This is a genomic window from Mycetohabitans rhizoxinica HKI 454, from assembly GCF_000198775.1.
Classification (GTDB): domain Bacteria; phylum Pseudomonadota; class Gammaproteobacteria; order Burkholderiales; family Burkholderiaceae; genus Mycetohabitans; species Mycetohabitans rhizoxinica.
On record NC_014722.1, the window covers coordinates 1152073 to 1166201 of the forward strand.

General features: G+C 62.5%; 14 protein-coding genes and 1 pseudogene. 6 read left to right on the top strand and 9 right to left on the bottom strand.

Annotated elements, in window-relative coordinates; translation table 11 throughout:
• The first annotated feature begins 369 nt into the window (after positions 1–369).
• Positions 370–1455, top strand: a complete 1086-nt coding sequence (locus tag RBRH_RS05410) for a chitosanase (RefSeq protein WP_232509336.1) — start codon at positions 370–372, stop codon at positions 1453–1455.
• A 53-nt stretch (positions 1456–1508) separates the two neighbouring features.
• On the opposite strand, the gene RBRH_RS05415 is transcribed toward RBRH_RS05410, so the two are convergent.
• Complete coding sequence (locus RBRH_RS05415) at positions 1509–1850, bottom strand: FKBP-type peptidyl-prolyl cis-trans isomerase (RefSeq protein WP_041753377.1); 342 nt, start codon at positions 1848–1850, stop codon at positions 1509–1511.
• Between the two features lie 232 nt (positions 1851–2082).
• Between RBRH_RS05415 and RBRH_RS05420 the strand changes: the two genes are divergently transcribed.
• Together RBRH_RS05420 and RBRH_RS05425 are read left to right on the top strand one after the other, a co-directional pair.
• Positions 2083–2865, top strand: a complete 783-nt coding sequence (locus RBRH_RS05420) for a sensor histidine kinase (protein WP_083813435.1) — start codon at positions 2083–2085, stop codon at positions 2863–2865.
• 197 nt (positions 2866–3062) lie between these two features.
• The gene (locus tag RBRH_RS05425; protein ID WP_041754193.1) at positions 3063–3809 is read left to right on the top strand and encodes a metallophosphoesterase; all 747 of its coding nucleotides are present in this window, start codon (positions 3063–3065) and stop codon (positions 3807–3809) included.
• On the opposite strand, the gene RBRH_RS05430 is transcribed toward RBRH_RS05425, so the two are convergent.
• The 4 genes from RBRH_RS05430 to RBRH_RS05445 all read right to left on the bottom strand — a co-directional run bounded on the left by RBRH_RS05430 (position 3806) and on the right by RBRH_RS05445 (position 6703).
• Entirely contained in the window at positions 3806–4477 is a 672-nt protein-coding gene (locus tag RBRH_RS05430; RefSeq protein ID WP_041754194.1) for an RES family NAD+ phosphorylase, read from the bottom strand. The two genes, RBRH_RS05425 and RBRH_RS05430, sit on opposite strands and share 4 nt — an antisense overlap.
• A 95-nt stretch (positions 4478–4572) precedes the next feature.
• Entirely contained in the window at positions 4573–5010 is a 438-nt protein-coding gene (locus RBRH_RS05435; RefSeq protein ID WP_041753380.1) for an MbcA/ParS/Xre antitoxin family protein, read from the bottom strand.
• Between the two features lie 189 nt (positions 5011–5199).
• A complete protein-coding gene (locus tag RBRH_RS05440) occupies positions 5200–5994 on the bottom strand; it encodes an SDR family NAD(P)-dependent oxidoreductase (protein WP_041753382.1) in 795 nt (264 codons plus the stop codon).
• A gap of 256 nt (positions 5995–6250) precedes the next feature.
• The gene (locus RBRH_RS05445; RefSeq protein WP_013435012.1) at positions 6251–6703 is read right to left on the bottom strand and encodes an HU family DNA-binding protein; all 453 of its coding nucleotides are present in this window, start codon (positions 6701–6703) and stop codon (positions 6251–6253) included.
• Positions 6704–7055: 352 nt separating this feature from the next.
• Between RBRH_RS05445 and RBRH_RS05450 the strand changes: the two genes are divergently transcribed.
• Complete coding sequence (locus tag RBRH_RS05450) at positions 7056–7346, top strand: hypothetical protein (RefSeq protein WP_013435014.1); 291 nt, start codon at positions 7056–7058, stop codon at positions 7344–7346.
• Between the two features lie 39 nt (positions 7347–7385).
• On the opposite strand, the gene RBRH_RS05455 is transcribed toward RBRH_RS05450, so the two are convergent.
• Complete coding sequence (locus RBRH_RS05455; RefSeq protein ID WP_041753384.1) at positions 7386–8081, bottom strand: phosphatase PAP2 family protein; 696 nt, start codon at positions 8079–8081, stop codon at positions 7386–7388.
• 339 nt (positions 8082–8420) lie between these two features.
• On the bottom strand, positions 8421–9677 hold the full coding sequence (locus RBRH_RS05460) for an MFS transporter (protein WP_041753386.1): 1257 nt from the start codon (positions 9675–9677) through the stop codon (positions 8421–8423).
• Positions 9678–10029: 352 nt separating this feature from the next.
• Here RBRH_RS05460 and cueR point away from each other — a divergent pair.
• A pseudogene (cueR, locus tag RBRH_RS05465) lies at positions 10030–10437 on the top strand (Cu(I)-responsive transcriptional regulator); the annotation flags it as partial.
• A gap of 769 nt (positions 10438–11206) precedes the next feature.
• Complete coding sequence (locus RBRH_RS17075) at positions 11207–11356, top strand: DUF3563 family protein (protein WP_083813437.1); 150 nt, start codon at positions 11207–11209, stop codon at positions 11354–11356.
• Positions 11357–11793: 437 nt separating this feature from the next.
• Here RBRH_RS17075 and RBRH_RS05470 read toward each other — a convergent pair whose 3' ends face one another.
• Both RBRH_RS05470 and RBRH_RS05480 read right to left on the bottom strand, forming a co-directional pair.
• Positions 11794–12639 (bottom strand): 23S rRNA (adenine(2030)-N(6))-methyltransferase RlmJ, encoded by an 846-nt coding sequence (locus RBRH_RS05470; RefSeq protein WP_013435022.1) that lies wholly within the window; start codon positions 12637–12639, stop codon positions 11794–11796.
• A 269-nt stretch (positions 12640–12908) separates the two neighbouring features.
• Positions 12909–14108 (bottom strand): amino acid aminotransferase, encoded by a 1200-nt coding sequence (locus tag RBRH_RS05480; protein WP_041754196.1) that lies wholly within the window; start codon positions 14106–14108, stop codon positions 12909–12911.
• Positions 14109–14129: the final 21 nt, after the last annotated feature.

Consider the following 14129-nt stretch of genomic DNA (forward strand, 5'->3'; position numbering starts at 1 on the left):
GGGCCGGCACACATCCGAGACGCCAATGCCCCATTCTTGCTGGGATAAATTGCCGCGATGATCGCATAAGCGCCGTGCGCAGTCATTGGAATGTTTGCTCGATCCTTTCCGAGGGTTTTTCCGCGTAAATTAGACAGACAGGTCTGCCTATTATCGATTTGTCACGACTCCGATGGCCCAACACTGGGCTCGACCGCTCGCCGGTAACCGTCGTAGTGGACGAGATTGCAAAAATGGCGGACCTGGTTCGTGCAAGTGACCGCGCGCTTCGGCCTGGGCGCGTCGCGGATCCCGCTTTGCTTTACGGTATCGGCTGTCCGTCGCCGGCACGCTTGCAATCTTCAACGCATAAACAATATGGAGTCTGCCTTGAACCAATTGATTTCAAAGACGTTGACGCGCATGTCTTGTGCCGTTGCTATGGGCCTTGGCCTGTTGGCCGTCTCTGGCATGGCACGCGCCGACGATGCGCAGCCGAACAGCGAACCCTGCGACGCGCCTTGGGACGCCAAGACGATCTACCAGGGCGGTGAGGTAGTCAGTTACGCCGGGCGAAACTACACTGCGGCCTACTGGACGCAGGGCAACGCGCCAGACCTGAACAGTGGCGACGGTAATACTGGCCAGCCGTGGCGTGTCGGGCAAACTTGCAATGCGGTCGCCAACGTGGCTAGCGGCAATCCGGACGCCAATTTCTCCCCTGCGACACTGCAATTCTTGAAGAAGAACACGGGTTTGGACGGCGAGCAGTGGAACAACATCATGAAGCTAATCAACAAGCCGGAGCAGGACTCGCTGCAATGGACGAAGTACTATGGGTACTGTCAGAACATCCATGATGATCGTGGCTATACGATCGGGATTTTCGGCGCGACCACGGGCGGTTCGAACGATACCGGACCTGACGGTCCCGAGCTATTCAAGACGTTCGATGCGCTCAGTGGTGCCAAGATTCCGTCTGCGGAAGGTGGACTGACCCGTATTGGTGCGCATGGCAAGATGTCCGGCTCGATCTTAAAGATCTCGGACAGCAGCAAGACTTTTTGTAGCAAGGTCAAAGCCCAACAGAACAACCCGACGTGGCGCGAGGCGATGTGGCGCACGTTCTACAACGTGGACATCCAATACAGCGTGCAACAGGCTCGCCAGCGCGGCTTTGACAGCGCGCTGACGATCGGATCGTTCGTTGACACGGCGTTGAACCAGGGGGCGGACGGCGGCGGAGACTCGCTGAAGGCGCTGCTCGCGCGCTCCGGCGATAGCCCGAACGAGAAGACCTTCATGACGCGGTTCTATGCCGAACGGGCCAAGGTCGTCGACACGCACGACTACAATACCTCGCCCAACGGTAAAAACCGGGTCAAGCAATGGAGCAAGCTGATGGACCAAGGCGAGACGGACTTGAAGAACGCCGACGCGGCGATCGTCAAGGTCACGAACTGGCAATTGCACTAGCCGTCGGGCGTCACAGGGCCGTCAGCCGCGGCGCGTCGTGCGCGGCGGGCGGCTTAGACGCCGAGCAACTCCACCTCGAACACGAGCGTTGCATTTGGCGGGATGACACCGCCTGCGCCGCGTGCGCCATAGCCCAATTGCGGCGGGATCGTCAGCCGGCGCACGCCGCCCACGCGCATTCCCTGCACGCCTTCGTCCCAGCCTCGGATGACCATGCCGGCGCCCAGTGCGAACGAAAACGGCTGGTTGCGGTCCTTGCTGGAATCGAACTTCTGTCCGTCGATAAGCCAGCCGGTGTAGTGCACGCTGACCGTCTGGCCTGCTTGAGCTTGCGCGCCGGCACCTTTGGTCAAATCATCGTATTGCAGCCCGGAGGCGGTCGTTACAGTGGCCATGGCGGGAATTCCTTGAGTCAAAAGCCGACATCGTAGCGCAAACGGCCGGGCACCAGCGGGATCGAGCCTTGCTAGAAGGGGAGCCTTGCTGAGGTCTGGCTCCGACCTGCACAGGCAGTGGCGTGAGCCGGATCCTTTGTCGGCGCGGATCGTGACAGCGCCAGCGCGATGCCTATAATACCCGTCACGGCTTGGCGTTCCGGTCCGTGCTTTGCCAAATGGAGAAATTGTATTGAGTCGCTCTATTCCTGCATCGGGCAACTTTGACGGTGAGCCCGACGATGCATTGGCCGCCCGCGCGGCCTACCTGCAGACCGTTGCCGCCTTATTTGCGCGCGATCGCGTGTTGTCGGTGGCGTCGCATGACTTGCGCAGTCCGCTCAACGGCATTCACAGTTGGATCTACGTCTTGGAGAGCAAGGTGGGGCAGGCCGAGCCCACCATTGCGCGAGCATTGGCCGGCTTGCGCACGGGCGTGGAGCAGCAGGTACGCATCATCGAAGATGTCATCGATGCTACCCGCGCGCAAAGCAAGGCGCTGCCGCTGGACAAGATGATGCTCGACGTCGAACGTATCGTCGCGCACGTTGTGCAATGTCTGGATGCGACTTTCGCGCGCGAACGCGCCACGGCGATCGAGGTACGTTGGCCGCCGTCGCGTATCTCGATCGTGGCGGACGGCGCGCGCATTGCGCAGGCGCTGTGGGCGGCGTTGGCGTATGCCGTGGACGCATCGCGTCCTGGCGGGGCGGTCAGCATGGAAAACGTCTTTGAGGACGGCGTATGGCGGGCGAGTATCCGGTTCCAGCCGTCCGATGCGCTGACTAACCCGGACTTGCCCCATGCGTTCGAACCATTCCTGCGCGGGACGACACCGGTGCAGGGCACCGACGGGATGCCGCTCGCCCTGTCCGTCACGCAGCGCGTCGTGCTGGCGCACGGCGGCAAATCGAGTGCGGCGAGCGGGACCGATGGTTTCACCTCGATCGCGTTGACGTTGCCCGAGCGCGGATGAGCAGGCCGCCGGGCGTCGCGCTGTCAACCGCAGGCCCGCTTGCGATCATGGCGCGTGCGGCGTGCGCGCCTCGTCGGCCGCGCTGCCGTGCAGCGTACCCAGGGCGGCGCGTGATGCCGTGCAGCTGGGCTGCCCCGCATCTGCTACGTGACACCAGACGCATACGGAGACGGCGCGCCGGGGCTATCATCGACATCATGAACGAGGCTTCTGACCGTTTTGTCGCGTTCCATCCGTGGAATGACACAGGGCGCGACTTCGTCGTCGGGGATTTGCACGGCTGCACCGATGCGCTGCGCTATCTGTTAGCGCAGGTGAGGTTCCATGGGGCGCACGACCGTCTGTTTTCGGTGGGAGACCTGGTCGATCGTGGGGAGCATCCTGTTGAGGCGCTCACGTTGTTAGAAATGCCATGGTTCTTCGCGGTCAAGGGCAATCACGAGGCGGTGATGTGCGACGTGGCCGACGGCGTGTTGCCACAGACGGTTTGGGACTCGGTAGGCGGTGCGTGGGCGCGCGCGCTGCCGGCCGAGATGCTGAGCCGCTACGCGGCGCACGTCAGGCGCTTGCCGCTGGCGCGTGTCGTAGGCAGCGGCGAGCGGCGCTTCAACGTGCTGCATGCTGAGTTCTTCGGCGACGACCTCACGCTGGATGCCGCGCAATTTGATGAGCGCACGCGCGCGCGCCTACTATGGGGGCGGCAGTTGATCACAGGCCGGGGCGACCCGCGCGTGCAGCGGGGACTATCGCATACTTACTGCGGACATACGCCGGTGCCCGAGGTCCGCACGGTTGGCGCGCAGACGTTCGTCGATACAGGCGCGTTCTTGCCGCATGGTGTGCTGTCGATAGTGAATGTGCATAGCGGCCGCATCCATGCGATCTCGACTCACGAGGCGCTGCGGCGGGGTGCCGCGTCGTTGGACTGGCCCACGCACGGTTAGCCGACCTGGGTCAGTTCGAACACGACGTCGATGCGGCTGCCGTTCCAGTTGTATTCCAGATAGGCGGCATGGTGGCATTGCCGCAGCAGCGTGGTCCGGAACGCTGCCAGGCACTCGCCCTGCGGGTCGCGCACGGAAGGATACGCGATGCCCGCATGGCCCGCATGGCGGGCGGCTGTGCCGAGCGCCTGGCCGAATGTGTAGTCATGCGGATGCAGGATGGTCGGCGCGAGGGCATTGCGTTGCTCACGCAGATCCAGCACGCTGCCTTGCGCGTTAACCGTGTAGAGTCGCATTGGCTGGCGCATCGGCGGCTCATGCGTTGCCGACAGGAACAACGCGGTGTGATAGCGGGTTTCGGCGATCGCGGTACGTGCGTCGCGCGCGCAATAGAACACGCCGAATGTGCCCGGCGAGAAGCGACTGCCAGCGGGATTCAGATGGGTGAGCGCCGCCATGATCGGACCGTAGCCTGGACCGAAGCGGCGCTCCTCGGGGGGCACCAGGTCGATTTCGCCGACTTCAGTGCGCAGGCGATCGTTGGTGATCGCCTCGAGCGCGTACAGCGCGTCGAAATCGCTGGCTGATGCGATACGATCGAACAGGTTGATCGCCGGCAAGCGTGTTGGCACGACCCGGTAGGCAGGCTGCCACTGGAGCGTGGCGATGGGCCAGCAGCCCGGGTCGCGTAGCGCCGCAAGGGGTGGCTCCCGGACCTCACTTTGAGTGTTGCCGGAAGGCTGAGCAGTGCTGTACTCGTCGTTCAAGCCCAACCTCCGCGCATTGCGTCAAGGTATTGCCGCACGGCGACCAGGTCGCTGAGATTGCCTGCCAGCATCCGGTCCAGCGCGCGCTTGCCGTTGAACGGTGGCGCGCTGTTGGGTCGCTTGACCCAGCCGTCGGCGAGATCCGGCTGCGGCAGCAGGATCTGCAGCGCCTTGTAAATGCCGAGCAAATGCGAGAGCCGCTCGAGCGTATCGCGTGACAGCCGTGCCGCATCGGGCGCGGCCTTCCACTTGAAGAACGTCGAGCGCCCCGGGGAGCCCAGCAGCACGAGTTGTTCATCGACCGACAGTTGCCAGTCATGGGCAATATTGAAGAACGCACGCAGTCCAGCGGTGGACATTTCGGCCAGCGTTGGCTGGCTGGCGGGCGGTATCGGCGCGGCGGCCCCGTCAGCGACTCGAATTGGACGGCTCATCGGGTACCTCATCTAAGTGTGAACTATTAGGCTAATATAGTCCATACAAAGATTTTTACAAGTCGGCCAAACGGCTAATTCACTTGCTTGGCACTCCGTGCTCGTCCAGACGCGCGAACAGCAGGCGATCTGCCAGCCACACTGCGATCAACGTCATGCCTATCAACGGGAACACGACGCCGGTCGCGGTTATGCGAGCGTATCGACCACACCACCGTCCACGCGCAATGCGGCACCGGTTGTGGCGCTGGCTTGCGGCGAGCACACGTACACGACCATGTTCGCGACTTCCTCGGGCGTGGCCGCACGACGCAGGATCGAGCTGCCGCGATGGGTCACGACGAATTCGTCGGCGGCTTGCTCGACGCTTTTACCTTGTTCACGCGCCGGTTGTTCGAGCATCGCCCGAAAGCCCGCCGACAGCGTTGGCCCCGGTAGTACGGAATTGACGGTGACGCCGCTGCCGGCTGCGTATTTCGCGATGCCGCGCGCGATCGACAACTGCCCCGTCTTGGAGAAGCCGTATGCAAGCATGTCTGGTGGGATGTTGAGCGCCGACTCCGATGAGATGAACACCACACGCCCCCAGCGGCGCTCCATCATGCCTTTCAAGTAGCTGCGTGTCAGCCGCACGCCGGACATGATGTTCGCTTCGAAATAGCGGTGCCAATCCTCGTCGGGCGTCGAGAAGATGTCACCGGGCCCGAACACGCCAAGGTTATTCACCAGGATGTCGACGTCGGGAAACGTGGCGCTGAACGCATCACAACCGTGTGCATACGACAGGTCCGCGGCGAAGCCGCGCAGCGCGGCGTCCGGCACGGCTGCGCGGATCGTGCGCAATGCGTTGTCTACGCAATCCTGCTTGCGGCCGTTGACGATCGTGAGCGCGCCGGCTGCGGCCAAACCTGTCGCGATCGCGAGTCCAATGCCGGCGGTCGAGCCGCTGACGGCGGCGGTTTTTCCTGACAGATCGATTTTCATCGCGAATGCTCCACTTGTTGACAGTGAAAGGAGGTCGTCGGGAGTGTCATCGTAGCGAAAGCTTGCCGGGCCAGCTTGGCGTGCTGACCGGCACGATGCCGTGCGCGTCGTCATGCGCTCAATCGTAGCGCATGCGCCGCCGACATGAGAACCCGGTGAGCGTGTCACGCCACAAAAAAATGCCGCAACTCGGGGCACGTTCCCCGGTTGCGGCCTTTGCTCCGTGCGCGCGCCGAGCGCGGCACGTGTTGCTCGCTTACGCTGCAGCGTCCTTGAGCTTCTTCAGCGCACGTGTCTTGATGCGAACCGTGGCCGGCTTTGCATCAAACCAGCGTTCCTCGCCGGTAAACGGATCCTTGCCGAAACGGCGCTTCTTGGCCGGCACGGCTTGCACCGTGATTTTCAGCAGGCCGGGCAGCGTGAACTCGCCCACGCCCTTTTTGTGCACGGCGCCGAGGACCGTCTGCTCCAGCGCGGCGAGCACGGCCTTAGCGGCCTTGGGCTCGACTTGTGCGCGTTCGGCGATATGGGCGCTGAGGCTGGCCTTCGTGAAAGTCTCCTTGATCGGGGCAGCGACGCCGTTGGCGACAGCCACCTTTTTCGCAGGGGCTTTCTTTGCAGGGGCCTTTTTGGCAGGGGCCTTTGTCGCAGCAGCTTTTTTCGCTACAGGTTTTGCAGAGGTTTTCGTCGTCGGTTTTTTTGTGGCCATCGTATTGAAATGCCCGGTAGTTAAGAACCCTCGCCGGAGCCGCGCGTCACGCGTTTATCCGACGAGTGGCTTATTCTACGTTGGCTGATGGACTTGTCGCTAGCTACGTTCTCTTAAGCGCAACATTGTTGACGTCTTTGGACTCGGTGCGGCATGCGGCGATGAGGCGCGTACCTGCATGCTGCACGCTTAGCACCGGGATATCCTGCATCCAAGAGGGGACGGCCGCGGCGCAGCGCTGCGTGGTCGTGCCGCGGTCACCGCCTAACAGCGTGTCATCGCAGGGCGCCTGTGATCGAGCTGACGTGTCCTGTCCGGCTGATGCCCATCTGCGAACCGTTCTTCAGCTCTCATGGCTTGCACAGGTCATCGACGTGAGCGCGAACGTGGCGTGGACTTGTTTCGACACGGACAACGGTGCATTACACTGAAGCAGGCTGCTGGCTTGCGAGCAACGCATCGCACGGCATCGGCAACTTGTGGTGATTGTGTTGGCGCCGGCAATGACGCGGTGATCGCGTTGCAGCGGGCTGCACGGCTGCCGCTCGGCGACATGCAACGTGGGTTCATCCGCGACTATGCGGTGACGGGCCAGTCGATCAATGCGGCTGCCGCAGGTCGGCGATTGTCCCTATTGAAATAGCCGAAGCCGGCTAAGACGGCTCACGGCACTAAAACGTTGCTATGAGCGCGGCTGCATGTTGATCAGCTGCACGTCAAGCGCCTGGCTCGATATCGGTGGCCGGTAGGCTTTCCAGCGTGCTCGCACGAATGGCCGCTCGTGGCCGGACAGTTGAAGTGCGATCCGTGTGACCCACCGGTGAGTCGGTGCATGATAGCTGTGCAGCGATAGGGCGAGCCCGATCAGGCTCGCGGCTACGACCCAGCGCGACACGCGCGCGGCCGGGTTAGGCTCATGCTGTGCTGCCCATGCGATCCAGCCCAGCGACACAGCCGCGCCAAGCGCGCAGCCGGCAACTACTTCGGATACCGAATGGGCATCCAGCACGACTCGCGATACGCCGATGGCGGCACCCGCGATGAGGCCCGCGGCCAGCACCACCAGTCGCAGCATGACCGGTGCGCCGCGCGTGCTTAGGAACGCTGCGGCCGGCAGTACCGCGGTCGCCAGCATCGAATGGCCGCTGATGCCGGTGAAATCCAGTGAGCGTATACCAATGCCCCAGCCGAGGAAGGCCACCTTGGTGACCAGCACGAGCGCGATACCGGCGCCGAGAAGGCCGGACCACGCGAGCGCGCTGCGCCAGGTATGGCTCACGCCGAGCCACAGCGCGATGGCCGCGGCGACGGGCAGCATGACGCCCGCCCCGCCAAACGCGGTAATGAGGGCCCAGGTGGTCGGCGCAAGGTCTGGCATGGTTGGGGCAATGACGCGAAATCGACAAGGGGCGGGTTGCGGTATGGCACAAGTATAACCGCGTGCATGGCGTGCCTTGGCCACGACATTCGGTCGGCTGCCAACAGCATTTGAGAAATAGTGATATGGCGCAATACACAAATGCGCCGGCGCTGACCTGACCGGCGCCACTGACCGATGCGTATCGTGGAGGAGCGATTCATGCTAGAGAGCGTCAGACGATACCTCGGCGGACCGCTTAGCGAGCGCGTGATGCGCCGCTGTTGCGCAGCCAAGACGGAACGGGCGAGCGGCCTTGCGCGGGTTAGGGTTTCCCTTATTGGTCGTGGCAAGCGTGGATCATGCCGACTGGCCGGCGCGCGGACGCTCCAGGTTCGGCAGCAGGATGGTGACGATGCCGATCAACGGCAGGAACGCACACACGTGGTAGACGAACCGCACACTGGTGGTGTCGGCCAGCCAGCCGAGCACGGCGGCGCCCACGCCGCCCATGCCGAACGCAAAGCCGAAGAACAGGCCGGCGATCATGCCCACCTTGCCGGGGACCAGCTCCTGTGCATACACGAGGATCGCGGAGAAGGCCGATGCGATCACCACGCCGATGATGACCAGCAGCACGCTGGACCAGAACAGGTTGGCGTATGGCAGCGCCAATGTGAAGGGGGCGACGCCGAGAATCGATGCCCATATCACATACTTGCGACCGATCCGGTCACCGATGGGGCCGCCGATCACCGTGCCGGCGGCGACTGACGCGAGGAAGATGAACAAATGAACCTGTGCCGATTGCACTGACAGGTGGAATTTGTCGATCAGGTAAAAGGTGAGGTAACTGTTGATGCTGGCCAAGTAGAAGTATTTCGAGAATATCAACAGCATGAGCACACCGATGGCGGTGGCGATGCGCGAGCGCGCCAACGCCACGTGGGCCGTGCTGGAGCGGGACTTTTTCGTGGACGGATGGCTACGGTACCAGCGTCCGACATTGAACAGGATCACGATGCCGACCAGCGCCGCGAGCGAGAACCAGGCGATGCTCGGCTGTCCGTGCGGGATGATGATCCAAGCGGCCAACAACGGTCCGAGCGAGGTGCCGAAGTTGCCGCCGACCTGAAACAGCGACTGCGCGAGTCCGTGACGGCCGCCAGAGGCCATGCGTGCGACGCGCGAGGACTCGGGATGGAACACCGACGAGCCGCAACCGACGAGCGATGCGGCCAGCAACAGCATCGGGAAAGTGCCGGCCACGGACATCAGGAGCAATCCACACAATGTGAAACCCATGCCGATGGGCAGCGAGAACGGTTTCGGGTGCTTGTCGGTGTACAGGCCCACGAGCGGCTGCAGCAGCGAGGCCGTGACCTGATAGGTCAGCGTGATCAGCCCGATCTGGCCAAAGCTCAATTGGAAGTTGGCCTTGAGCATCGGATAGATTGCCAGGATCAACGACTGAATCATGTCGTTGAGCAGGTGCGAGACGCTGATTGCGCTGAGCACCGAGAACACGGTTGCGCCAGCCCGCGTGGTGGTGGCGCTGAGTGTAGCGCCACCGGAATTACCTGCGGCGGCCGCGGTCTGTTTGTCGAGCGTGGACATCGATTTTTCTCGTCTGTGGGTCGAGGGCTGCGGTAGCCGATGCGGGCGTACCATCATGGTGCGACGTTGAGTTTAATTTGGCTTAAACACGCTGTCAGGACAATTATTGTCGAGAATCGGTCAAGCTCGCCGGGCCGCATCGGCGTTGCATGCACCGTGACCGAAAAAGCCGCTGGCTCGCTTCCTGTCAGGCCGAGTTGACGCGAATGCAAGCGAGTCGATCGCAGTGTCGTAGAGCGGATGAGCGGCCCCACGAGGGCCGAGGAATCAGCTTATGCTTGGGCTTCCTGTCGTAGCAAGGTGTAGCGTTTTTTTACTGTATCGAACCGCACGCAGTGGTGCATCGACAATCATGAACATAGGCCAGGCCGCGCACGCGTCAGGCGTCAGCGCAAAGATGATCCGCTACTACGAAAGCATTGGGCTCGTGACGCCGCGCAGTCGCACCGATGCCGGCTATCGCGTGTATAGCGACAAGGAGGTTCACGCGCTGCGGTTCGTGCGCCATGCGAGGCGGCTGGGCTTTTCGATTGTCGATATCCGGCGACTGCTGGCGTTGTGGAACGATCGCGAGCGTGCCAGCGCACAGGTCAAGTCGATCGCGCTGGGTCACGTCGCCGAACTCGAGCAGCGCATCGCGGAGCTGTCGGCAATGCGCGACACACTGGCGCATCTGGCCGCGCATTGCCATGGCGACGAGCGAGCGGATTGTCCGATCATCGAACATCTGGCATTGGCCGACAGCGGCCCATGCGCGCATGGTGCATCGCTACCGCTCGATGCGGACGCTGCCCGCAGCCGCCGTGCAGCACGCGGGCAGCATGTTGAGGGCGCGCTCACTGACGCGGCAGCATTACCCCAAAGCTGGCGTTCGCGTTTGCGAGGCTGAACGCTAGTTACCTATTGTTTTGTACGGCGAGTCGATCAGTATGGCCGTGCTGCGCCACTGCATGCCCCGGAACAGGTGGGGTGACGATGCCGGATGGGCCGCTCACGTAGTCCGGCGTATGTTCCTGCAGCTTGGTGTACCACGCGTTCTTGGCCAGCGAGAATACCAACGTCCTGCCGCTGAGCAGATAAGGTGCTCAGCGTGCCGGTCCATAGCCCCTCGGCAGTCCTGCAGGCTAGCAGATGCGTTGACCGTCGAACCGTTTGCGCTGTTGCCATTGCCCCCGCCGCATGCCGCGACACAAGCCAAAAGGCCCGCAGTCGCGATTGCGCGTGCGATTACCGTGGCGCACCCGAGCCGTGCGCACGCGGCGCGCAGCGGGCCATCGGATCGACGCACCAAAAACGTGCATTCGCGTGGCTGACAATGGGCAGCGCGGCGCGCTTTTTCACGGTAGGGCGTGGCAGGGCGGGTGGATCTGGCGGTTCACGCTGAATGGGCGTGCCAAACAGGCATGCCCATCATTCGTGCAATTCGCTGGACTTTTTTGAGGCGGATTTCTATACTCGGGTTAACCCGATTAAGGGAAATCCCTGACGTCGTTCCGGCGGGACGTCCCCCCGATTCCTGGAGAACTGTGATGCTGACCTATCTGATGATGGCCTTGTCGAACTGGTTCGAAAACGCCGAGCGCCGTCGTCGCGAAGCTTATTTGGCGCAGTCGGCCGATATCTTCGAACTCGAGCGGCGCATTCGTGCGCTGGAAAACCACGGTTACCGCTCGTTCTAATCCTACGCTGTACGGTGGGGGGAGCCGCCGTGTCGGGTTAGGGTTGGTCTGTGCGTTGATGGGTTGATGACGACGGCCAACCAACGTGAATCGCGTATTCTACGCGACCTAGGCTCGTCACCGACGAATCCTTTACCGTCCGACTTGCCGTCGAACGACGCGCAACGTGACATTTCGCTGCCGCCCGCGACCAGCGGCGTTCATCCGCCGCCATCCCTCCCGAATGGGGCCGTCGATGGTGCCCAGCCTATCGAAACTGCTGAGGCCGTCAACCGTCGGATCCTAGTTCGCTGCGGTGACGTGAGACGGCGCTGCCGTTCGCAGTTAAGCGAAACGATATCCCATTGATCTAGGGCAACCGTGCATGGACTATGCCGATGCCGCAACACGGCGCGCGGTTCGCTGCGCCGCATCGCACTGCTGTCAGTCTCTAGTCCTCAGTCGTCGCTTACCTCCAGTACGAAGCGGGCTTGCCGGTCAACGCCCAGTGCGTCGACAAGCCAGGGCAGGGTTTCGTGCAGCGCCGCAGCCAGCGTATACGGCGGATTGAGCACGAACATGCCGCTGCCGTACAGTCCCAGACCGTCTTTCGGTACCGCGCCGACGCTCAGTGCCACATGCAACCAACGGTCTTGCCGCAAGCGCTTGAGTTGCGCGGGAAAGCGTTGCGCTTCGAGCCGCGTGACCTGCGGGTACCAGATCGCATAGACGCCCGTCTCAAAGCGCTTCAGGCACTCTTGGACGCAACCTAGGGTGCGCGCGTAGTCGCGCTTGTCCTCGTAGGAAGGATCGATCAGTGTCAAGGCGCGCCGTGGCGGAGGCGGCAGCAGTGCCTTGATTGCCTCGAAGCCGTCACCGCCGGCGATGATCGCGCGCCGCCCGGCATCGCGAAAATTGCTGCGTAGCACGTCGATCTCTGTCGTATGCATCTCGAACAGCCGCATCCGGTCCTGCTCGCGCAGCCTCTGCCAAGCGAGATAGGGGGAGCCGGGGTAGAAACGCAGTTCGCCATCCGGATTCAATGCGCGCACGGCATCCACATAATCGGCCAGCGGCGCCGGCAGATCGGAGCGTTTCCACAACCGCGCAATACCTGTCTCGAATTCGAGCCGCTTCTGCGCGTAACCTTCGTGCAGCGCGTATGCGCCGGCGCCCGCGTGCGTGTCGATATACCAGAACGCCTTGTCTTTCTGCGCAAGATAGCGCAGAAGGTGCACGACGACGCAATGCTTGAGTACGTCGGCATGATTGCCGGCGTGAAAGGCGTGACGGTAGCTGAGCATGATGCCCTAAAAGAATTTCGTCGATACGATATACCGCCATACGAGACGGTGGCATGGGTGTTGCAAGGCGGCGCTCAATACTACGATCACCGTGGGCAATACACCGCTGCGCCGCTGCGGCGACTGGCCGCGCTACGCGGGTCCTAGCATGCGCTCTACCAGCTCGTGCTTGGCTTGCCGGTGGCGATGGGCGTCGAGTAGACGCCGTTCAATGTCGGCGACCGGACGGTGCGATGGCATGGCGGGCACCGTGCCATCGCCCGCCCCGGTTACTTCAATACTTGCGCGATTGCGTTGGCCACCACGTCAAGGTTGCGCGTATTGAGCGCGGCCACACAGATACGTCCGGTGTTGACCGCATAAATACCGAACTCCTCGCGCAGACGCTCGACTTGCGCGGCGTTGAGTCCTGAATACGAGAACATGCCGCGCTGCCGGTTGACGAATTCGAAATCGCGCTGCACGCCGGCGTCCTTGAGCTTTTGTACCAGGCCGCCGCGCATCGCGCGGATGCGCTCGCGCATCTGGCCAAGCTCTTGTTCCCAGAGGGCGCGCCATTCGGGATTGCCGAGCACCGCCGCCACGATCGCGCCGCCATGTGTCGGCGGATTCGAATAGTTGGTGCGGATCACACGCTTTAATTGCGATAGCACGCGCGCGCTTTCCTCGCCGCTACGCGTGATGACCGTCAGCGCGCCGACCCGCTCGCCGTACAGGGAGAACGACTTGGAGAACGACGAGGAGACGAATACGTCGATACCCGCCGACGCGAACAGGCGTACCGCTGCGCCATCTTCGTCGATGCCCTGCGCGAAGCCCTGGTAAGCCATATCCAGGAACGGCACCAATTCACGTGCCTTGACCACGTCAACGATCTGCCGCCACTGCGCCTCGTCCAGATCGACACCTGTCGGGTTGTGGCAGCAGGCGTGCAGCACCACGATCGTGCCGGCCGGATAGCTGCTCAGCGCGGCGAGCAACGCATCGAATTTCACACCGTGAGTCGCCGGGTCGTAGTATGGATAGGCCACGACTTCGAAGCCGGCGCTTTCAAACAGTGCGCGATGATTTTCCCAACTCGGGTCACTAATCGCCACCTTCGCATTCGGCTCGATGCGCTTGAGGAAATCCGCGCCGATTTTCAGCGCACCGGTTCCGCCAAGCGCTTGCACGGTAATGACGCGGCCCTCAGCGATGAGCGGCGAGTCGTTACCCAACAACAGTTTTTGCACGGCCGTGTCGTATGCGGCGATTCCGTCGATCGGCAGATAGCCGCGCGGCAACGCTTGCTCCAGCCGGGCCCGTTCAGCCTCGCGCACCGCGCGCAGCAGCGGAATCTTGCCTTCCTCGTTCGTGTAGACGCCCACGCCCAGGTTGACCTTTGTTGGACGGATATCGGCATTGAAAGCTTCATTCAAGCCCAGGATCGGGTCGCGCGGCGCGAGTTCGACGGCGGAGAAAAGAGACATGATCGTATCGGCAATGAGTTC